Raw genomic sequence first — 20031 nt, 5'->3', positions numbered from 1 at the left:
CTGCGCCGTTAGTCCACACGCTTAAGCAGCGGTGCAATCACCGCAATGGCGATACCGGCCACGCCGGCAAAGAGGAAAGCCCAATGCGTTCCCTGTGCCGTCGCTGCGGCGGGCCCCATCCCCGCGGCGGCGCCAGCCTGGGTGCCGCGTGTGAGGAAGACTACGAGCAAAGCCGTTCCCGTCGCGCCAGCCAACTGCTGGAAGGTGTTCATGATGGCCGAACCGTGCGAGTAAAGCTTCTCCGGAAGCGAGGACAGCGCTGTGGTCATCAGCGGCGTCATCATCAAGCACATGCCGAGGGAGAAGATCACGTGCATGCCCACGACCATCCACAGGGCTGAGTTCTCACCCAAGATGACCATAAGCCACAGGCTGGCCACCATGAACAGTGAGCCCGGAATCATGAGTGGACGCGGGCCATAGGAATCGAAGAGCCGGCCCACGATCGGGGAAAGGAAAGCCTGGAGGATGCCGCCGGGCATCACCGCCAATCCCGTGGCAAAGGCGGTGACGCCCAAGGTCGTTTGCAGGTAGATGGGCAAGACCGTGACCATTCCCAGCATGAGCCCAAAGGACAGGAGGAGGATGATCACCGCGAGAGTGAAATTGCGGACGCGGAAAGGACGCAGGTCCATCAGTGCGCGGTCCTCCAGTGCCAAGCGCTGCTGGCGACGGATAAATACAATGAGCGCGATGACGCCGACCACGGTAACGGCGATATCCACCCAGGCGCCGCCCTCCAGCATCTTTTCCATCGAGGACAGACCATAAATCAGCCCGCCAAACGCGAAGGCGGAAAGGACGACGGAGAGGCCATCGAGCGGAGTATCGCGGTTCTCACCCACATTGCTCAATCGCCAGAGCCCAAAGGTGAGAATAAGGGCGACGAGCGGCGCCATGGCCCAGAAGATGACGTGCCAGGTGAAGCGGTTCAGAATCGCCCCGCCGACTGTGGGGCCAAGCGCCGGGGCAACGGAGATAACCACAGAGATGATGCCCATTACCGTGCCGCGGCGCTGCGCTGGGACCAGCGTCATGGCCACGGTCATCAGCGTAGGAATCATCAGCGCGGTTCCGCCGGCTTGCAAGATGCGGCCCAGGAGCAGAATGACGAAGCTCGGGGCGAGGGCCGCCACCACGGTGCCAACCAGGAAGAGTCCTGCGGAGGCGGTGAAAATCTGCCGCGTGCTAAGCCTCTCCAGCAAGAAGCCGGTGGTCGGAATGACGACGGCCATGGTGAGCATGAATCCCGTCAACAGCCATTGGGCGCTCGTAGCAGGAATGGAGAAGTCCGCCATAATGGCTGGTAGCGCAACGGAGAGCGAGGTCTCATTGAGAATCATGACCATCGCTCCCAGCACCAGGATGCTGAGGTTAATTATCACCTTCGAGGGAATGTCAGCGGACATGCAGCCAGCCACACCTTTCAACTCTTCATTTTTGGCTCTAAGCGCTGCTACTAAGCCTGGCAGCACTCAGGCGACAACACGTAAGCGATTTAGTGTATTCCCTAGGCGGCTGGGCATGACACATGACCCGGAGCCGCAGGGTTCTCCATTCTCCCGCGGCTTGAGGTGTCTGACTGCGATACCTTAGGGCAGGGTTTCCATGTTGCGCGGCGTGATGACCACGACGCTGCCACCGCTGTCCAAGCTGCAGCCCAACAAACGGTTTTCTGGGGTGTCCTCCCACAGTTTCGGCGCACCGTAAGCACAGTGCCCCAGGTCCGTGGTGAGGTGGCCACGGTTTCCGCCCTCGCCAGCCTGCCAGTCATGGTTAGCGTATTCATCCAGCAATTCCATGGCGTCATTGCAATTCGTGCCGTCCTCTTGCACGTAGACCAAACCGGTGTCTTCACCACGCGTACCGCTTTCACCGCACACCGTTCCGGTGTTGGCGATGCCGCTCGCATCTGGCTTCGCTGGGAAGGTATCGGAGTAGTACTGGCCATCGTCCTTGACGGTGAAGTGGTGCCCGTTCGCCTTGACCACAAACTCGTTGCCACTGAGTGCTTCAAAGGTTCCACCGTCAAAGCTCACGGTCTCGCCCTCGTTGAGCGTTGCAACTTCGGTCGGTGTATAGAACTCAATGGCCCACACCGGGAAGAAGCCGCGGTCGCCGAGGTAGCTCACCGCGTTTGACCTCCAGCTCTGCATGACCGGCCCCGGATAAATTGGCGGATCGGCAAATTCGACCTTGCAGTTCGGGGCATCGGCCTCTTCGTGGATGAGGCAGAGGACGCGCCCATCCGGGCTCTTGACCGCTGGGATGGGGTTCGGAATCGTCGCTAGGTTGCCACCCGCCATAAAGTCCTGCGGATCGCGTTCCTTCAGGCCGCCGGGTTTGTCTTTATCGGGCTTGGCGCTGCTCGACGCCGCGGCCTCGGTAGAGCTACTGGAGGCAGACTCAGAGCTAGTGGAGCTGGCGGAGTCCTGTTGAAACTGTGGCTCATCGCCCGCCGGCTCGCTCGTCGAAGAACACGAAGCCACGGCGCAGGCCATGAGGGAGGCAGAAAGGATAGAGAGAAGCTTCTTCATAACAATCATCGTCCCACGAAATAGTGTTATGCCACTAGTTTTCCGAGTGTTTCGGGTCTTCGGGGTGTGCAGCGTCAAGAAGAATAACGCGACCGATACCGGATAAATCTTCGCAATGAATCCGACGTGCATACGGATTAGGTGTCTCAACGAATTCCGGTTCTCTGTGGGAGCACTTCCAGCCGTCAAGCTCCAGGATTCCCCGGGTGTTCACTTCTTTTATGTCCCACTCGTAGTTGACGTACTTGTCCACGATCTCCATTGCAGTCGTGCAATTCGTACCGTCTGTCTGCACAAAGACTTTCTGGCGTCCAAAATTGGTGTCGGTCTCGCCGCAGACAGTACCCACGGGCGCATAGCCATTGGTGTCCGGCTTCAGTGGATAAGTATCCGCCGAAAACTGGCCGCCGTCCTTCACTGTGAAATGGTGGTCTTGGACCTGAACCGTGAATTCATCCGCACTGGGGGCTTCAAAAATCACGCCGTTGATATCGACTTTCTCGCCTTCCTCCAGCTGCTGTGAAGGAACCTGGTCCCCGGCATCCACCACGCCCTTGGGGAAGAAACCGGCACCTTCTTTATAGCTGACCATGTTTGCTTCCCATTGCGGGTTCTCGGGGTCGGGCAGGATGGGCGGGTTCTCGAAGCCAACGAAGCACCACGGCCCTTGAGAGCCCTCCGTCAGAGAACACGACACTCTGCCGTCTGGGCTCCTCACTCCCCAGGCAACCGTCGTCTCATACCTGAATCCGGTAGCGCGGAAGTCCTCAGCATCGCGTTCTTTTAGTCTGGAAGATTGAGAATCAAACTCCGGCTCATTATCTGTAGAATCGCTCGCTACCGCAGCACCGGATTCTTCCGAACCGCTCTCAGAGCCGGAGCTATCCACAACTTCGAATCGAGGAGTGTCCTCTATTCCTTCATCGGAGGAACAGGCAACCAATCCAGCGGCCACCATCGGGAGTGTGAGAAGAGAGAAAAACTTTTTCATGCTTTGCATTGTTCCACGCAGGCAGGCTTCACGCTGGGTGTTTCCTTGCTACGACAACTTAAAAGCCCTTAAAACAACAACGCACAAGCCTTCGGCTGCGGGGCCGGTGGCTTGTGCGTTGAGGAGGAAAGCTAGCGCGGAGACTAGTGCTCAGGTTTCACGATTGGGAAGAGCACGGTCTCACGGATTCCTAGGCCGGTCAGAGCCATAAGCAGGCGGTCCATGCCCATACCAGCGCCCGCTGTCGGCGGCATGCCCTGCTCCATGGCGGCGAGGAAGTCCTCATCCAAAACCATGGCTTCTTCATCGCCGCCAGCAGCCAAGCGGGCCTGGTCCTCGAAGCGCTCACGCTGGATTACGGGATCCACCAGCTCCGAGTAGCCGGTGGCCAGCTCGAAGCCGCGCACGTAAAGGTCCCACTTCTCCGTCACGCCTGGCTGCGAGCGGTGCTGCCGGGTCAGCGGGGAGGTCTCAACCGGGAAGTTCTTCACAAAGATTGGGCCCTCAAGCTGGTCCTCGCAGAGCACCTCCCAGATCTCCTCCACCAGTTTGCCGTGGCCCCAGCCGCCGTTCTTCGGGACGTCGAGCCCGATGACGTCAGCAATCGCCTTGAGCTCCTCGACGGTGGAGTCGATGGTGACCTCCGGCTGGCCGGGGAACTTGCGCTGCAGAGCCTCGTTGAGGGAGGGGTACATTTCAATCTCCGGCCACTCTTCGCCACCGAAGTCATACTCAGTACCATCAGCCAAGGTGACGGTGGTGGAACCGAAGACCGCGCGAGCCACAGACTGGATGGACTCGCGGATAGTGCGGGCACAGTCGTTGTAGTCACCCCACGCCTCGTAGGTCTCCAGCATGGCAAACTCCGGGGAGTGGGAGCGGTCAACGCCCTCGTTACGGAAGTTGCGGTTGATCTCAAAGACGCGGTCGATGCCGCCGACCACAGCGCGCTTCAGGAAGAGCTCCGGAGCGATGCGCAGGTAGAGGTCAATGTCCAGGGCATTGGAGTGGGTCACGAACGGGCGGGCCGCCGCACCACCGTGGAGGGTCTGCAACATCGGGGTTTCGATCTCCACGAAGCCCTCATCTTCCAGGTAGTTGCGCAGCGCACGCATGACCTTCACGCGGGTCATGGCATTCTTGCGGGCCTCCTCGCGCACGATGAGGTCGTTGTAGCGCTGGCGCACGCGAGTTTCCTCGTTCATGTCCGCGAAGGAAACCGGAAGCGGGCGCAGGGACTTCGCCGCCATGGTCCACGTGGAGGCCATAACGGAGAGCTCGCCACGGCGCGAGGAAATGACGCGACCCCGCACGGAGATGAAATCACCCAGGTCAACGTCAGACTTCCACGCGGCGAGGCGCTCCTCCCCTACCTCTGCCAGCGACAGCATGGCCTGCACCTGGGTGCCATCGCCATCCTGCAAGGTGGCAAAGCAAAGCTTGCCAGTATTGCGCATGAAGATAAGGCGGCCGGCGATGGCTACCTCGACGTCAGTCTCCTCACCCGCGCTGAGGTAGGTGACGCCCTCTTCCGCGGCCGGCTCTTCGCCCTCGGCAACGACCTGGAACTGCTGGCGGAGATCCCGCAGGGAGATCGTGCGGTCTACGGTCACCGGATAAGGATCAGTGCCGGACTCCAACAGTCGGGCGCGCTTCTCACGGCGAATGCGCAGCTGCTCGGGGACGTCAGTAACTTCAGTATTCTTCTTCTCGCTCACGGTTGTCTAGGGTAGTCGATCCCCATACGCTGGCGCGATCCCGGTTCACAGAGAGTTCATCTGGTGGTTAGACAGCATCAACCATGCGGTCATCTCAACCGTATTAACTCAGTGCGTCCGTTGCGACATCCCTTACGCAACCAACGATTTTCGATTTTTGGAGCATAACTTTCATGGCACTCAACGGCCGTAATCTCTTGGCTAACATGTTCACCTCGTCTCGTTCTTCTCTTACCTGCACCTACAAGTGCGGTAATGCCTGTTTCGGCGAATGCGAGAACACCTCCGACAACCCTTACTTCGGCGATCAGTTCTCCCGCCGTACCGCCCTGCGCGCCGGTGGCTTGGCCGTCGTCGCCGTCGGTGGTTCTTCTGCGCTGGCTGCATGCGCTGCTCCGGATGACAACGGGTCTGCGGCTGGCGGCTCCTCCGACAAGACCAGCGAGGTCAAGGGCTCTGACATCGAGCTCACCTCCGCCGAGGGCATGCACTTTGAAGCCGTAGAGGCCAATACCAAGGATGAGGTCGTCATCCCGAAGGGCTATGAGCAGTCCGTTCTGATTGCCTGGGGTGACCCGGTCATCGAGGGCGCACCGGAATTCGACGTCAACAACCAGACCGCCGCGGATGCGGAGAAGCAGTTCGGCTTCAACAATGACTTCGCCGGCCTCATCGAGCACCCGGATGACAAGAACCGCATGATCTACATGTGCTCGCATGAGTACACCACCGAGCCGATGATGTTCCCGGACTACGACCCGGAGAACCCCACCGAGGAGCAGGTAAAGATCGGCTGGGCCGGCCACGGCCACACCATCCTCGAGGTTTCCAAGGTGAAGGGCTCCGGCGAACTCAAGCGCGAATTCGGCCCGCTCAACCGCCGCATCACCGCCACCACCCCGTTCACCCTGGTTGGCCCGGCTAAGGGCACCGACCTGGTGAAGACCTCCGCCGACCCGAAGGGCGAGAAGGTCCTGGGTACCCTCAACAACTGCTCCGGTGGCGTGACCCCGTGGAACACCATGCTGTCCGGCGAAGAGAACTTCGACCAGTACTTCGCAGGCGGTGACGTCAAGGACGACAAGGCCGCTGAGTCCCTCAAGCGCTTCGGCATCAAGGAGGGCCCGTCCGACCGTAAGTGGGAGAAGTACGATGACCGCTTCGATGTAACCAAGGAGCCGAACGAGCCAAACCGCTTTGGCTGGCTCGTGGAGATCAACCCGCTAGATCCGAACTCCACCCCGGTCAAGCACACCGCTGTGGGCCGCTACAAGCACGAGGCTGGCAACATCCACATCACCAAGGATGGCACCGTGGTCTGCTACTCCGGCGATGACTCCCGCTTCGAGTACGTCTACAAGTTCGTCTCCTCCAAGAAGTACAAGGAAGGCGACCTGGAGCACAACATGACCATCCTGGACCACGGCACCCTGTACGTGGCCAAGATGGAAGGCAACTCCCCGGAGAAGGAAATCGACGGCTCCGGTGTCCTGCCGGAGGACGGTGCTTTCGACGGCAGCGGCGAGTGGGTCAAGCTGCTGACCTCCGATACGGAGAACAACAAGTTCGAGTCCCACGTGGACGGCATGTCCGCCGAGGAAGTCGCCGTCTTTACTCGTGAGGCCGCCGATAAGGTGGGCGCGACCAAGATGGACCGCCCAGAGGACGTTGAGGTTCACCCGGAGACCGAGAAGGTCTACATCGCGCTGACCAACAACAAGTACCGTGGCGCCACCGGTGAGAACGCTAAGAAGAACAAGGAAGACGCCAAGGAATGGGCTCCGGTCAAGGAGAACAAGAACGGCCTGGTCATGGAGCTCGAGGATGACCACGCCGGTGAGAAGTTCACCTGGAACCTGTTCCTGGTCTGTGGTGATCCGCGTGAGGCCAGCACCTACTTCGGTGGCTTCGATAAGGAGAAGGTCTCTCCGATTTCCTGCCCGGATAACCTGGCCTTCGACAACCACGGCAACCTGTGGATCTCCACTGACGGCAACGCGCTGGACTCCAACGATGGCCTCTACGCCGTGACCACCGAGGGTGAGACCCGCGGTGAGCTCAAGTGCTTCCTCACCGTCCCGGCGGGCGCGGAGACCTGTGGACCGATCGTCGACGATGACCGCGTCATGGTCAACGTCCAGCACCCGGGTGAGGCTGACGACGCCACTTTTGAGAACGCCACCTCCCACTGGCCTGACGGCGGCAAGTCCACCCCGCGCCCGGCCGTGGTCGTGGTGTGGAAAAAGGACGGCAAGATCGGTACCGAATAAGGCACCGACGTTGCGTAGTGCGCACTCTTAGGCGGTGCGCAGCTGCGCCTCCAGCACCTCCTGCGCAAAATCCCACAACGGGGTTGCAACCCCAGCCTTGGCGCCCATGCGTCGGATAGCTCCGACCTGGGCGTCAAGTTCGTTTGGTAGACCTTCTTTGATGTCGCGCTGCATGGAGGACGTGTTATCCGGGTGCTGCTGGCGGGCAAACTCCATGGTTTGCTCGACCACATTGTCAGGCAGGTCCACGCCAAGTGCACGTCCAACAGACTCGACTTCCCGCATGAAGGCCTCAAGCTGGCCGGGGATTTCCTGGCAAAGGTAGCCAATCGGTTTATCCACCAAGGCGCCCAGAGTGCCGGTAGGGGTAACGAACATGGCTTTCGACCAGACGTCGACAAGCGCTGCGTCGTGGAACTTGCTGGAGGCACCCGCCTCTTTCAGCGCGGCCGCCAGATCCTCACCTGTACGGCGCAGTGACTCCGGCGCATCAGCACTCAACGGACCAAAAGCCAAAGCCAAAGGCCCCGGATTGCGCTTGATCTGAGCCGGGCCCAGACGCGTGGCATAAACACGGGCAACCCCAGCAAGGATGTTTTCCTCCCCGAATTCCTCGGCCGCAAGGTACGGAATCTCGACCGAGTTGTGCGTGGTCACCACTGGAACGCCCTGCAAGGCCTCGCGGTCCTCCGCGCTGCCAAAGGTCTCATTGCCCGGCAGCGCCTTCGACGCGATAATCGCCACGTCCAGCCCACCCAAGACCTCCTTGACCTCAGTAAAGGATTGCGCAGCCGGGACCTTAATAACCTCGGTCGTGGTGGGTTCTGCGTGGGCGTCGATCAGCGTCACGCCCGTCTCCCCCAGCACCCGCAAGGTCTCGCCACGGGCGACGAAGGCGACGTCGTGGCCCGCTGCTTTCAGTTTTCCGCCAAAGTATCCGCCGATGGCGCCGGCTCCCAGAATTCCAATCTTCATGTCTCCAACCTAACCGGTGGAGACCTGCGCCACAGACTTTTATCCGCGCTGTTCTAAATTTCGGAAGCCAATTCCCAACGGCACGCCCGCGTTATCGATGAGCCGCACGCCGCCGATGGTGGCGGCGAGAAAGAGGCGGGCATCGCCCTCTGCGGGTGGCTCCCCAAGGTCGCGCCCGCGCAGCTCCACGTATTCCGGCTCGACGCCCGCGGCAGTGAGCACCTCACGTGCCACACGGACGACTTCCTCGGCCCCGGACTCCGCCGCATACGCACCGGCGGTGAGTGCCGCTGACAAGGCGCTGGCTTGCTCGCGTGCTTCAGGTGCCACGTCGGCATTGCGCAGGCTCATCACCACACCATCGGGCATGCGCACCGAGGGCACACCCTGCACACGCGCCCCGATGTGAAGGTCCGTAAAAGCTTGTTGGGTAGCCACGAGCAGCTCGTAGTCCTTCTCCCCCATGAAAACATCACTGGGCCCCAGCGCACAGGTCAGCGCCACAACACGGGTCAGCTCCGCGCTGACGTCCTCCATGCCGTGGTCAGGAGCGAGGACCCGCGTGCGCTGGCTCTGCTCGCCATAGCGCCACACCACGTCAACACCGTCGAGGGCAGAGGTGTCCGTCTCCGGGTCCACAGTCACGACCACGATGCCGCCGCGCACGCGCTGTGCTGCCTGTACTAAGGCAAGGTGCCCGGCGTGGATGTCGCGGCCCAGCGGTACCAACACCACGCGCTTGCCCGTCTTGCGGTAGGCGCTGCCGACCATGCGGATGCGCTCGATGTCCTCCACTAGGAGTTGTTCTGCCACGGCGCTCCCTTTCTGACTGCCCACAGTTCCAGTTCCTCAATCTTTTCCTGCTCGCCCACCATGCGGGCAACGTCGCGGTAGTTGCGCGCCATGCCGAGCTCCACCGCGGCGGGGTAAGCATCGATGATGTCACCGGCGTCAAGCTCAAAAGCGCTGCCCATGAAGTCTTCGATGATCTTCGCCTCTACAGACGCCCAAGCACTCAGCACACCGAGCATCTCCGCGTAGTACAACCGCGCGGCTCGCTCCGCACGTTGTGCCTCAGGCACTGTTTCTGCGGTCTGATGAATCTCTGAAAGCAACAGACTAATGACGGTATCCGCCACCTCATCGAGAGCGCCCACCGCGTAGGAGTCGCCCAGGGGAGCTGCGGCAATCGTCAGACACCCGCGCGTTTCCAGCTCATCAAGGGCTTCCACCCCAGCCAGCAATGAGGTGTGGATGACGATTTGCTTGGGGCGCACGTGCTTTTCGACGTCCCCCACCGCCCCCTCCAGCTCCCTCGCCGTCGCGGCGAGAATCAGCGCATCGAAGCGGTCCAGCTGGGCGGGGTCCTCAAGCTTCTCAATGGTGTGGCCAGCCATCTCCAGACGGAGGGCGAAGTTAATGCCGGCCCGGGAATTACCCCAGACCGCCACCCGCATGCGTGGTGCCTGCATCTACTTCTTCACGTCCTTGTCCGGCTCCTGCTGTTGCTTACGGCGCGCCAAAAGCTCCGCGACGGACACCGCACCCTCACGGTGTTCATCGCTGCGGCGACGGCCACGGGTGCTGGGCTGTGCGCTGTCTGACTCCGGCTTGCGGTGGCGGTGGTGCGGCTGTGCGGGGCCAGCATCCTCCTTGACGTGCTGCGCGCCTGCGGCACCCTGGTTCCATTGCACGGCTTGGAAGCTATCGGTCTTGAACTCCGGCGCCTTCGGCTGCGACTGAGTCTGAGGCTTCTGCTCGGTGCGCGCCTGCTGCTTCTCTGCCTTTACCTGCAGCTTCTCGGCCTTGGCCTGTGGCTTGTCGGCCTTTGGCTGAGGCTGCGGTGCGCCCATAGGGCGAAACGCCGGGGCACGGTTCTGCGACGGCTGTGGTGCACCGAACGGGGATGGTGCTGGGCGGGTGCCCTGCTGATCTGCGGGCTGCTCGGCGGGTTTCGCAGCAGGCTGCTGGGCGTTGCCACGAGCATTATCCGCCAGCAGATTATCCAGCGGATTGCTCACCGGGTGGGTCGGCTGCGAACCGAGGCGGCCTGCCACGGCGTCGGCAGACGGCGCGCCACCGGACTTCTGGGTGAAGTTCACGTTGGGTGCATCGCCGCGCTCATCCACTCCTGCGCCGCCGGCCTTGCGCTCCAGCTCCTGGATGCGGCGAGCCTCCGCATACAGGGCGGCGGGCTCGTAGACCCACTCGCGCCCGGAGATCTCCTCGATTTGGGCGCGGATGGCTTCTAGCTCAGAGCGGATCTCCGCCAGGACCTGACTGTTGTCCGTAGTGGAAGCGCCGGAAGCGGTCAAAGTGGATGCAGCATGGGCGCGCTCTACTGCCAGAAGCTCCTTGGCCTCATGGGCCTGGCGGCGGTAGCGCACAACCAGGAAGAAGCCCAGCACCGCAGCCCACAGGGAGGCGAGCAAGGCGATCTTCAGCGCATTCGCCGAACCCGAAATCAGCATGACCAGGCTGGCAATCACCGCGAGGATGACCAAGACGATAAGCCCGATGGAACCCGCATCCGTCTTCGAACCGGTCTCAGAAGACTCCGCCGGCGTTGGTGGCTGAGAGTCCGGCTGCGCAGAAAATTGGGCCGTCGGATAATCGTCCGGGGCCGACTCGTGCTGGGGCTCAGGGGCGTGATGCGGGCTCGTCATGCCCACTAACTTACCGCTTGTGCCCCATCAGTTGGAGGTGGCACCTCGCAGTGTCGCTCCAGCACCACTCCGGCGACACACATCGCAGCACCACCCAGCGCAGAGGTCACCACCCCAGCCAGGTCACCAGCCGCCGCGACGAGCTCACCCGCACGAGGCACCACGTAAACTGCCATGCCTGCATAGGCCCCGCCCACGATGGCACCCGTCCACGCCGAGGCTTTGCCGACCAGCAAGAATTGCGCGATGGTCATGGGATTGAGCTGCGAGTTGTCCAGGCCGATGCCGTGCTCGTCCTCCTTGGCGCCGCGGACTTTAAGGGTCAACAGCACGCACACCAGCGCCATGGCCCACAGGGAAATCGACACCGTTGCCGGGATGGCCAGCATGGAGCCATAAAAGCGGGTGGTGAGGATGGCGGCCGCCGCGGCCACGAAGAGGGCTGTGCCGATGAGCGCGCCGATCGACGTCCTCGTCATTACTCCCCCAGTTCCTTCACCGCCGCGACCTCGTCCTCATCGAGGTCGGCGATGAGTTCGCGCACCAGGGTGCCGTTAAGCTGCGCGTGCTCATCCGCGGCCAGCCACGGCACGAGTACAAAGGCGCGCTCGTGGGCATAAGGGTGCGGCAGAGTAAGTTCCGGATCTTCGGAGGTCACGCCGTCTATCTGTACGATGTCCACGTCCAAGGTGCGCGGGCCCCAGTGCCGCACGCGCACACGCTCAGCGGCCTCCTCCAACTTCTGGCCGCGGCGCAGCAGCTCCAGCGGGGTGCAGTCCACGTCCACGATGAGCACCGCGTTGAGAAATTCATCTTGGTCGGTCACGCCCCACGGCGGGGTGGCAAAGACCGGAGAGGCAGCGACGGTCTCCTCAGCAAACTCATCAAAGACGGTCTGTAGGAGCGCGCGGCGGTCCTCCATGTTGGAGCCGATGGACAGCACGGCGCGCATTAGCCTGCCATCCTCTTCCGGGAGCGGCGTGCTACGACGGCCACGTCCGCGAAGGTGCGCGGGATGGGTGCCTTCGGCTTGTGGATGGTCACCTCGATGGCGTGGAGAATCTCGAAGCGCCGCATGGCGGTCTCGGCGACTTCTTCAGCCACCGTCTCGATGAGGTCCCGGGAGGGGCCTTCGACGATGTCTGCGGTGACGTCAGCAAGCTCGGCGTAATTCACCGTGCGGGACAGGTCATCCTCGATGCCCGCGGTGTCCAACCAGCAGGTGACATCCACGATGAAGGGCTGTCCTGTCTTCTTCTCTTCCTCGAAGACTCCATGGTAGCCAAAGCACTCCAGGCCGGTGAGCTCGATGCGATCCGCCATGTTTTATGCCTTTCCCAAAGAAGTGGACACCACTGTTCCGCCGTCCGCGCCGTTGGCGTAGCTGCCGGAGGCATGCGCGCCACCGGTGTAGGATGCACCCGCGTTCCACGCCGCGGCAACGTCCACGGCATCGCGCGAGACATCCACCTCGTGCACGCGCACGCCCCACGCGCCCATCTGCGCGGAGATGGCGGTCACGGCGGCGGTGGCCGGGTCCGCGAGCAGCGGGCTGGACTCGGCACCGCGATCCTCCCGGATAGCGGCGAGGAAGCGCTTGCGGGAGGCTCCCACCAACAGCGGGAATTCGCCCTGGAGGAACTCCGGCAAGGCCTTGAGCAAAGCCCAGTTATCTTGTGGGGACTTGGCAAAGCCCAGGCCCGGATCCACGACGATATTGTCGTGGCTGACACCTGCTTGCAGGGCGCTATCGGCCAGCTTCGCCAAGGATTCGTGGACATCGCGCACAACATCCCCGCCGTGGTCGGCCACTCCGGCCGCGCTGCCGAATTGGACGGTGCGCCAGTGCATGAGGCACACCGGTAGGCCGGTTTCCGCCATGGCGCGGTACATGTCCGGGTCGGCTGCACCACCGGAGACGTCATTGATCATGTCGACGCCGGCCTCCGCAGCGGCTTTGGCAACCGAGGCCCGCATCGTATCCACGGAGGTCTTAATCCCCTCCTCGTGCAGCGCCTTGATGACGGGCACGACGCGGCTCTCTTCCTCCTCGGCAGCCACGCGCACCGCGCCCGGGCGGGTGGACTCGCCGCCGACATCGATCATGTCCGCGCCGGATTCCACGAGGTGGCGGGCGTGGTTGAGCGCATCGTCGATGTTGATCCAGCGCCCGCCATCGGAGAAGGAATCCTCCGTGACGTTGACGATGCCCATGACCAGCGTGCGGCCGGGAACAGTGAGATCGCTGACTGCCATTGCTGCTAGCTCCTAATCAGGCTCATGACCTCCGCGCGGGAGGCCGCATTCTTCTTGAATCCGCCGCGGACCGCAGACGTCGTCGTGGTCGCCCCCGGCTTGCGGATGCCGCGCATGGCCATGCACAGATGCTCGCACTCGATGACGACGATGACGGACTGCGCGTGGAGGACCTCCACCAGTGCATCGGCGATCTGGCTGGTCAGCCGTTCCTGGACTTGCGGGCGCTTGGCGTACATGTCCGCCAAGCGAGCCAGCTTGGACAGGCCGGTGACATGGCCGTCGGGACCGGGGATGTAGCCGATGTGCGCCGTGCCGTAGAAGGGCACGAGGTGATGCTCGCACGTGGAGTAGATGGGAATATCACGCACCAGGACAAGCTCTTGGTGCTCCTCGGCAAAGGTCTTGTGCAGGACTTCAGTCGGATCCTGGTGGAGTCCTGCGAAGACCTCGGCATAGGCGCGGGCCACGCGGGCCGGGGTCTCGCGCAGGCCCTCGCGATCGGGGTCTTCGCCCACGGCGATGAGCAGCTCGCGGATGGCTGCTTCGGCGCGCTCGTGATCGAAGTCGTGTTGCGCCGAGATGTTATCGCTCATTGGTGTCGCCATCCTTGTACGGGTTGTTGCGGTATTCGTTCTCTCCCCAGCCGGGTGCTCCCCAGGAGTGATCCTCCGGCTTGGCATGGCGGCCGCGGCGTTCCGGTTCGCGCGGTCGCGACTGGGCTTCCGGCTGCGGTGCAGCGGCATTCGGCACACGCGGAATCTCTTGGGTGTCCTCGTGGCTAGGGCCGGCCTGTTCTGGGGCCACGGTCTCCTCTTGCGCCCCATCGCTGGCGGCCTCATCTGCGCTGAGCTCGCGGCCGGTGGGCTCGGTGATATCGGACTCGCCGAAGAAGGTATTGCCCTTCTCCGGATCCACAAAGTCGCCTGCGTGCTGGCCAAAGCTGAAGCCGATCTCCTCGACCGGCGCCGCCGATGTCGCGGCGGCAGTCTCGTCGCCGTTCTTCTTCGCGCGCTCGAGCTCCGCGTGGCGGCGCTCGCGGGCGGCACGGGAGGCGTCGAGAAGCGTCATGCGCTTCGGCAACTCCTCGCCGCGCTCCTGGGCCAGCTCGACCGGGGTCTTCACCGGCTCGCGGCCAGCCTGGCGCGGGAAGCGGGCGTCCTCGTTCGGGAAGACGTCGAAAGCCTCGCGCGGCTCAATGCCTTCGAAGATGCCCTCGAGGTCCGGGCGGCGCAGGGTTTCCTTCTCCAAGAGCATCTCGGCGAGCTTATCCAGGTAGTCGCGGTGCTCGGAAAGGATGTCATAGGCCTGCTGGTGCGCGCGGTCCAGCAGGTAGGCCATCTGCTCATCAATCTTGGCGGCCACGGCATCCGAATAGTCGATGGAGCCACCGCCGCCGGCGGCATAGGCGAAGGGATCGCCCTGCTCCTTGCCGTACTTGACGGTTCCCAAATCCGGGCTGAAGCCATACTCTGTGATCATGGAGCGCGCAATCTTGGTGGCGTGCTCAATATCCGAAGAAGCGCCGGTGGTGGGTGCTCCGAACACGAGCTCTTCCGCGGCGCGCCCGCCCATGGCAAAGACGAGGCGTGAGAACAACTCATCGCGGGTGTACATGCCCTTATCGTCTTCCTGCGCGGTCATGGCATGGCCGCCGGTGCGGCCGCGGGCCAAGATGGTCACCTTGTAGACGCGCTCGATATCCTTCAGCGCCCACGCGGACAGGGTGTGGCCGCCCTCGTGGTAGGCGGTGACCTTCTTCTCATGTTCGGAGATGATCTTGCCCTGGCGGCGCGGGCCGCCGACGACGCGGTCGGTGGCCTCCTCCAGCGCGTCATAGGTAATGACGTTGCCGCCGATGCGGGCGGTGAGCAGGGCAGCCTCGTTGAGCACGTTGGCCAAGTCCGCGCCGGACATACCGGCGGTGCGCTTGGCCAGCTGCGCCACATCCACTTCCTTAGCCAGCGGCTTGTCCTTGGCGTGCACGCGCAGGATTTGCTCGCGGCCGGCCAGGTCCGGGTTGGTCACCGGGATCTGGCGGTCGAAGCGTCCCGGGCGCAGAAGCGCCGGGTCCAGAATGTCGGGGCGGTTGGTCGCGGCGATGAGGATGACGCCTTCGCGGTCGCCGAAGCCATCCATCTCCACGAGCAGCTGGTTCAGCGTCTGCTCGCGCTCATCATGGCCACCGCCGGTGCCGGAACCACGCTGGCGACCCACAGCGTCAATCTCATCGACGAAGATGATGCACGGGCTGTTCTGCTTGGCCTGCTTGAACAGGTCACGCACGCGGGAGGCACCCACGCCGACGAACATCTCCACGAAGTCGGAGCCGGAAATGGAATAGAAAGGCACGCCAGCCTCGCCCGCGACCGCGCGGGCCAGAAGGGTCTTACCGGTACCCGGCGGGCCATAAAGCAGCACGCCGCGCGGGATCTTTGCGCCCAGCTCATGGTAGCGCTCCGGATCATCCAGGAAGTCCTTGATTTCCTGCAGCTCATCCACAGCTTCATCCGCGCCGGCCACATCCGCGAAGGTGTTGGTAGGCATGTCCTTGGTCAGCTCCTTCGCCTTGGAACCACCAATGCCGAACATGCCGCCCGCGCCCTGCTGCATGCGGGTCATCATCCAGAACAGCAGCGCGAAGAGGATCAGCATCGGCAGCAGGAAGCTGATCATGGAGCCAATGAAGGAATCCTGTGTGACCTTGGTCTGGTACTTATCCGCACCAGAATCCTTCACCGCGTTGAAGACCTGCTCGGAGGCGCGTGCCGGGTACTTGGCAATGACCTCCTCGATGCCCTCCTGCTCTTCGACCGTTACTGGTTCCTTGAGCTTGAGGCGCAGCTGCTGCTCGCGGTCATCGATCTGCGCTTCCTCAACGTTCCGATCCGCCAGCTGCTGCATGGCCACCGAGGTGTCAACCTGCTTGAAGCTGCGGGCATCGTTGCTAAAGAACGTAAAGGCGTACAGCAGAATGAGAACCAGGCCCGCGATCGAGCCATAGCGAATGATGTTCTTATTTTTCATTAATTACCTTGCGAATTCGAGGCCTCATGGTGAGAGGACAAGAAAAGACTAGTCGTTGCTGTAGACCGCGGGGTCCAGCGTGCCCACGAAAGGAAGATCGCGATAGCGCTCCGCGAAATCCAGGCCATAACCCACGACGAACTCGTTAGGGATGTCAAAGCCCACGTCAAAAAGATCCAGCTCCGCCTTGACTACTTCGGGCTTGCGCAGCAGCGTGACCACTTCCAGGGAACGCGGCTGGCGGCCCTGCAGGTTGCGGATGAGCCAGGACAAGGTCAGGCCGGAGTCGATGATGTCCTCCACGATGAGCACATCGCGGCCCTCGATATCGCGGTCCAGATCTTTTAGAATCCGCACCACTCCCGAGGAGGAAGCCGAGTTACCGTAGGACGAGACCGCCATGAACTCCAGCTGGGAGGGGATGCTGAGCTTGCGGGCGAAGTCCGTCAGGAAGAAGACCGCGCCTTTGAGCACGCAGACCAAGATGAGGTCCTCGTCGGTGTTGCGGTATTTCTCGGCAACGCGGTCCGCCATCTCCTGGATGCGCGCCTGAAGATCGTCTTCGGCGATGAGAACGTTTTTGATGTCCTCTCCGTAGGGGTGGGCGGGGACGGCTGATTCATGGGTGTCGTGCACGTGAGCGCTCCTTTGCTGACCGAGGCAATAGTGACAGTTTGCCACCAACGCGTGCTACTTCCAACCTTGTACCTTTCTTTTCGCTGCGGACGGCGACGGGGCCTTGTCCATGCCAGCGCGTGCACAGGGCATCGATGCCGCGCACCGCCTCGCGCGTAACCTCCGCTCCTTCTTCGCGCAGCCACGCGGCGATCGCCCGGCGGCGCTTCGGTTCTGGAAGAACGGCCAGCTCGGTGCAGTCGGTGGTGGGGTGGGTGCTGAGGAGGGCGTCGTCAAGCGCGGCGTCGTGGGCTGCCTGGGCTAGGGCCGGGACGGGGTCTCCACCCACGATCTCCTGCAGTCGCGGGAGGATCTCGCGGCGCAGTGCTACGCGGCGGAAGGCCAGGTCCTGGTTCTGGGGGTCCTGCCAGACCTCCAGCCCCAGCTCCGCGCAGGCGGCCTCGGTCTGGGCGCGGCGCACGCTCAGTAGGGGCCGCAGGATGCGTACACCTTCCACCGCGGAGCGCTCGCGCATGCCCGCCACCCTCCCGCGGAGGGCGCTGAGCAGCAGGGTTTCAGCCTGGTCATCGGCGGTATGCGCCACCGCCACCTCAGCCCAAGGCGCGAAGGCACGGTACCGGGCGGCGCGGGCTTCGGCCTCGACGGAGCCTTGCTTGGCGACGTCCACCCGCAACACATCCGCTCCCGCCCCCAAGGCGCGGGCCTGCTCAGCAGCTCGGCGCGCCTGCGCGGCCGAGCCTTCCTGCAGACCGTGGTCGACGCACAGCGCTGTCACCTCGTGCCCCTCCGCGAGGAGTGCTGCGGTCAGCGCCAAGGAATCGGCGCCGCCGGATAGACCCACCGCTATGGCGCGTGGTTGCTCACCCACCACAGCGCGGACGGCGACGCGGCAGGCCAAGAAGTTGGGGCTTTTACGTGGCCAAAAAGGTTTCTTAGAAGTCATGAAGTGCGGCGGCGAGGGCGTCTTGGGCCTGACGGGCGGAGGTGACTTCGCCGTCGTTGACCAGGAAGGCGAAGGCGTAGACGCGGCCCGACTGGCCCTGGGCGGTACCGGTCAGCGCGGAAGTTCCCGTGAGGGTGCCGGTCTTGGCGCGAACAAATCCGCGCGCAGAAGAATCGTGATAGCGCTCATAGAGGGTTCCTTCGCCACCGGCAAGAGGGAGGTAGCCCAAGAGCGGGCGAAGCTCGTCGGTGGCTACGGCTTGGTCCGCGATGTGGGCGAGGAGCCCAGCGGGAATGCGGTTATCGCGGGAGAGGCCGGAGCCGTCCTTGACGGTGACGCCGTTGACGTCGATGCCGGCGCCACGCAGCTCGTCGAGGATGGCCATCGTGGCGCCGTCGAAGCTTGCTTCCGTGCCCTGGCCGACGGCCAGCTCGCGGGCGATGGCCTCCGCCATGACGTTGTCTGAATACTTTATTGCTTCCTGGGCGCGCAGGGCCAGTGGCTCGGACTCGCTGGTGCCGAGGACCTCGGAATTCTCGGGGGCTGAGCTTAAGTCGGCTTTGTCGGCGCCCAGGCGGGCGGCCAGCGCGCGGGCTACATCGAGGGCAGGCTCGTGGGAGCGCGGAACGTCGCCGGTCTTTTCCCCAATGCGCCCGCCATAGAGCATGGCAGGCTGGATGGGAGCGACATAGCCGCCATCGATATTGTCATCGTCCCAGCCTGGTGCCTGGTCGGGACCGGCCCAGATGGAGGTGTCGATGGAGACTCGCGTGACGGTATCCATCTTCTGCTGGATCTGTTCCGCCAGCTCATCGAGACGCTCGTCCGTCAGCCAGACATCGCCGGCGGCCTTGATAACAACTTCGCCCTCGTGCGCACCTGCGACCACCTCGGTGGTGAGGCGCTCTTCCTCATCGAGAGCGAGTGTTGCTGCGGCGAGGGTGAGGACCTTAGTAGCGGAGGCCGGGGTCAGCGGCTTCGCGGGCTCGCGCTCCCACAGCACCTCGTGGGTGGTGGTGTCGATGACCTGCCCGCCGAAAGTAGCTAGAGCCTTGTCTTTGCCCAGCTCATCCAACCTGGCTTTGAGCGCAGCGGCGTCGAAATCGCCGGGCTCGACGGGCTGGACCAGTGTTGTGGGTTCTTCCTGCTTATAGGGCTGGCCGTGGTCCAGGTGATCGTAGGTGCGCTGGACTTCTACGCCCACGGCGGCCGTCGCCGCCACGGCACCAGCCGTGACGAGGGCCGCAGTACTCCACCAGACATGCTTAGCTTTCATCGCCCTTTAGACTAGCGCGGTAGACTAAGCGGAGCACATACCAACCTAATAGTTATGGAGGATTCAGCCGTGAGCGTTGAAGTAACCATCGAGATCCCTAAGGGCTCCCGCAACAAGTACGAGATCGACCACGAGACCGGCAAGGTCCACCTCGACCGCTACCTGTTCACCCCGATGGCCTACCCGGCTGACTACGGCTTCATCGACCACACCCTGGGTGAGGATGGCGACCCGCTGGACGCACTGGTCATCCTCCCGGAGCCGGTCTTCCCCGGCGTTGTCGTAGAGGCTCGTGTCCTCGGCGTGTTCAAGATGACCGACGAGGCCGGCGGCGACGACAAGCTGCTCGCCGTCGTCGATGACCCGCGCTGGGAGCGCTACCAGGACATCAACGATGTGGAGCAGCACATCAAGGATGAGATCGAGCACTTCTTCACCCGCTACAAGGACCTGGAGCCGAACAAGGAAGTAACCGGCTCCGGCTGGGGCGACAAGGCTGAGGCAGAGAAGATCCTCGAGGAAGCGAAGGCTCGCTTCAAGTAAGCCGCTGCTTCCGCGTGCCAGCTAGAGCACTGTCAGGTACGTTTTGGTAAATAAGGGCTGAAAACCTACCAGTTTTTCGCCACTATTTGCGAAAACGTACCTTTTTCGTTCCGGGGGGAACATTGATTGAGATTTATCGGGGACGCGATGTCTCCCGCGGGGCTCGGCGCAAGGGAGCCATCAAGATTGCGAA

General features: G+C 62.8%; 19 protein-coding genes. 2 read left to right on the top strand and 17 right to left on the bottom strand.

All coding sequences use genetic code 11. The features are described 5' to 3' along the window. Positions 1-8: 8 nt before the first annotated feature. From QP363_RS04835 to lysS, 4 genes are all read right to left on the bottom strand, one after another. Positions 9-1409 (bottom strand): MDR family MFS transporter, encoded by a 1401-nt coding sequence (locus tag QP363_RS04835; protein WP_284763083.1) that lies wholly within the window; start codon positions 1407-1409, stop codon positions 9-11. A gap of 183 nt (positions 1410-1592) precedes the next feature. Continuing rightward, on the bottom strand, positions 1593-2537 hold the full coding sequence (locus tag QP363_RS04830; RefSeq protein ID WP_284763081.1) for a hypothetical protein: 945 nt from the start codon (positions 2535-2537) through the stop codon (positions 1593-1595). Positions 2538-2571: 34 nt separating this feature from the next. Further along, positions 2572-3528 carry a hypothetical protein gene (locus QP363_RS04825; RefSeq protein ID WP_284763079.1) on the bottom strand — a complete coding sequence of 319 codons (957 nt, stop codon included), beginning with the start codon at positions 3526-3528 and terminating at the stop codon, positions 2572-2574. Between the two features lie 143 nt (positions 3529-3671). Then, complete coding sequence (gene lysS, locus QP363_RS04820) at positions 3672-5246, bottom strand: lysine--tRNA ligase (RefSeq protein ID WP_284763077.1); 1575 nt, start codon at positions 5244-5246, stop codon at positions 3672-3674. Positions 5247-5419: 173 nt separating this feature from the next. On the opposite strand from lysS, the gene QP363_RS04815 reads away from it, so the two are divergent. Beyond that, positions 5420-7516: a PhoX family phosphatase gene (locus QP363_RS04815; protein WP_284763075.1), complete on the top strand. Its 2097-nt coding sequence runs from the start codon at positions 5420-5422 to the stop codon at positions 7514-7516. 27 nt (positions 7517-7543) lie between these two features. Here the strand turns inward: QP363_RS04815 and QP363_RS04810 are convergent, their stop codons facing one another. From QP363_RS04810 to dacB, 13 genes are read right to left on the bottom strand one after another with little or no spacing between them, the layout of a single operon-like run. Then, on the bottom strand, positions 7544-8491 hold the full coding sequence (locus QP363_RS04810) for a 2-dehydropantoate 2-reductase (RefSeq protein WP_070711573.1): 948 nt from the start codon (positions 8489-8491) through the stop codon (positions 7544-7546). A gap of 39 nt (positions 8492-8530) precedes the next feature. Further along, the gene (locus tag QP363_RS04805) at positions 8531-9304 is read right to left on the bottom strand and encodes a pantoate--beta-alanine ligase (RefSeq protein ID WP_336620728.1); all 774 of its coding nucleotides are present in this window, start codon (positions 9302-9304) and stop codon (positions 8531-8533) included. Next, positions 9286-9963, bottom strand: a complete 678-nt coding sequence (locus QP363_RS04800; protein WP_284763073.1) for a hypothetical protein — start codon at positions 9961-9963, stop codon at positions 9286-9288. Before QP363_RS04800 ends, QP363_RS04805 begins: the two co-directional genes overlap by 19 nt. Then, positions 9964-11157, bottom strand: coding sequence for a DUF6779 domain-containing protein (locus QP363_RS04795; protein ID WP_284763071.1), 1194 nt, complete (start codon positions 11155-11157; stop codon positions 9964-9966). 5 nt (positions 11158-11162) lie between these two features. Beyond that, a complete protein-coding gene (locus tag QP363_RS04790) occupies positions 11163-11636 on the bottom strand; it encodes a DUF3180 domain-containing protein (RefSeq protein WP_070445901.1) in 474 nt (157 codons plus the stop codon). Continuing rightward, positions 11636-12109: a 2-amino-4-hydroxy-6-hydroxymethyldihydropteridine diphosphokinase gene (gene folK / locus QP363_RS04785; protein WP_070718186.1), complete on the bottom strand. Its 474-nt coding sequence runs from the start codon at positions 12107-12109 to the stop codon at positions 11636-11638. Before folK ends, QP363_RS04790 begins: the two co-directional genes overlap by 1 nt. After that, positions 12109-12480 (bottom strand): dihydroneopterin aldolase, encoded by a 372-nt coding sequence (gene folB, locus QP363_RS04780; protein WP_070445894.1) that lies wholly within the window; start codon positions 12478-12480, stop codon positions 12109-12111. The genes folK and folB overlap by 1 nt, the downstream gene beginning before the upstream one ends. A gap of 3 nt (positions 12481-12483) precedes the next feature. Further along, the gene (gene folP / locus QP363_RS04775; protein ID WP_284763069.1) at positions 12484-13413 is read right to left on the bottom strand and encodes a dihydropteroate synthase; all 930 of its coding nucleotides are present in this window, start codon (positions 13411-13413) and stop codon (positions 12484-12486) included. Between the two features lie 5 nt (positions 13414-13418). After that, positions 13419-14009 (bottom strand): GTP cyclohydrolase I FolE, encoded by a 591-nt coding sequence (gene folE, locus QP363_RS04770; RefSeq protein ID WP_284763067.1) that lies wholly within the window; start codon positions 14007-14009, stop codon positions 13419-13421. Further along, positions 13999-16440: an ATP-dependent zinc metalloprotease FtsH gene (gene ftsH, locus QP363_RS04765; protein ID WP_284763065.1), complete on the bottom strand. Its 2442-nt coding sequence runs from the start codon at positions 16438-16440 to the stop codon at positions 13999-14001. Before ftsH ends, folE begins: the two co-directional genes overlap by 11 nt. A gap of 48 nt (positions 16441-16488) precedes the next feature. Continuing rightward, on the bottom strand, positions 16489-17076 hold the full coding sequence (hpt, locus tag QP363_RS04760) for a hypoxanthine phosphoribosyltransferase (RefSeq protein WP_070645541.1): 588 nt from the start codon (positions 17074-17076) through the stop codon (positions 16489-16491). Continuing rightward, the gene (tilS, locus tag QP363_RS04755; protein ID WP_083311452.1) at positions 17060-18019 is read right to left on the bottom strand and encodes a tRNA lysidine(34) synthetase TilS; all 960 of its coding nucleotides are present in this window, start codon (positions 18017-18019) and stop codon (positions 17060-17062) included. Before tilS ends, hpt begins: the two co-directional genes overlap by 17 nt. Further along, positions 18009-19295, bottom strand: coding sequence for a D-alanyl-D-alanine carboxypeptidase/D-alanyl-D-alanine-endopeptidase (dacB, locus tag QP363_RS04750; protein ID WP_284763063.1), 1287 nt, complete (start codon positions 19293-19295; stop codon positions 18009-18011). The genes tilS and dacB overlap by 11 nt, the downstream gene beginning before the upstream one ends. A 69-nt stretch (positions 19296-19364) precedes the next feature. On the opposite strand from dacB, the gene QP363_RS04745 reads away from it, so the two are divergent. Beyond that, a complete protein-coding gene (locus QP363_RS04745; RefSeq protein ID WP_010188812.1) occupies positions 19365-19838 on the top strand; it encodes an inorganic diphosphatase in 474 nt (157 codons plus the stop codon). Positions 19839-20031 lie beyond the last annotated feature (193 nt).

This window comes from Corynebacterium sp. UMB6689, assembly GCF_030215295.1.
GTDB lineage: Bacteria > Actinomycetota > Actinomycetes > Mycobacteriales > Mycobacteriaceae > Corynebacterium > Corynebacterium aurimucosum.
This window is presented reverse-complemented; position numbering and strand designations above follow the sequence as displayed.

Excerpts from the sequence above, each read along its gene's own strand:
- QP363_RS04835 (WP_284763083.1), bottom strand. The coding sequence starts at position 1,409 with ATGTCCGCTGACATTCCCTCGAAGGTGATAATTAACCTCAGCATCCTG.
- QP363_RS04830 (WP_284763081.1), bottom strand. The coding sequence starts at position 2,537 with ATGAAGAAGCTTCTCTCTATCCTTTCTGCCTCCCTCATGGCCTGCGCC.
- QP363_RS04825 (WP_284763079.1), bottom strand. The coding sequence starts at position 3,528 with ATGAAAAAGTTTTTCTCTCTTCTCACACTCCCGATGGTGGCCGCTGGA.
- QP363_RS04815 (WP_284763075.1), top strand. The coding sequence starts at position 5,420 with ATGGCACTCAACGGCCGTAATCTCTTGGCTAACATGTTCACCTCGTCT.
- QP363_RS04810 (WP_070711573.1), bottom strand. The coding sequence starts at position 8,491 with ATGAAGATTGGAATTCTGGGAGCCGGCGCCATCGGCGGATACTTTGGC.
- QP363_RS04800 (WP_284763073.1), bottom strand. The coding sequence starts at position 9,963 with ATGCAGGCACCACGCATGCGGGTGGCGGTCTGGGGTAATTCCCGGGCC.
- QP363_RS04795 (WP_284763071.1), bottom strand. The coding sequence starts at position 11,157 with ATGACGAGCCCGCATCACGCCCCTGAGCCCCAGCACGAGTCGGCCCCG.
- QP363_RS04790 (WP_070445901.1), bottom strand. The coding sequence starts at position 11,636 with ATGACGAGGACGTCGATCGGCGCGCTCATCGGCACAGCCCTCTTCGTG.
- folK (WP_070718186.1), bottom strand. The coding sequence starts at position 12,109 with ATGCGCGCCGTGCTGTCCATCGGCTCCAACATGGAGGACCGCCGCGCG.
- folB (WP_070445894.1), bottom strand. The coding sequence starts at position 12,480 with ATGGCGGATCGCATCGAGCTCACCGGCCTGGAGTGCTTTGGCTACCAT.
- folP (WP_284763069.1), bottom strand. The coding sequence starts at position 13,413 with ATGGCAGTCAGCGATCTCACTGTTCCCGGCCGCACGCTGGTCATGGGC.
- folE (WP_284763067.1), bottom strand. The coding sequence starts at position 14,009 with ATGAGCGATAACATCTCGGCGCAACACGACTTCGATCACGAGCGCGCC.
- ftsH (WP_284763065.1), bottom strand. The coding sequence starts at position 16,440 with ATGAAAAATAAGAACATCATTCGCTATGGCTCGATCGCGGGCCTGGTT.
- tilS (WP_083311452.1), bottom strand. The coding sequence starts at position 18,019 with ATGACTTCTAAGAAACCTTTTTGGCCACGTAAAAGCCCCAACTTCTTG.
- dacB (WP_284763063.1), bottom strand. The coding sequence starts at position 19,295 with ATGAAAGCTAAGCATGTCTGGTGGAGTACTGCGGCCCTCGTCACGGCT.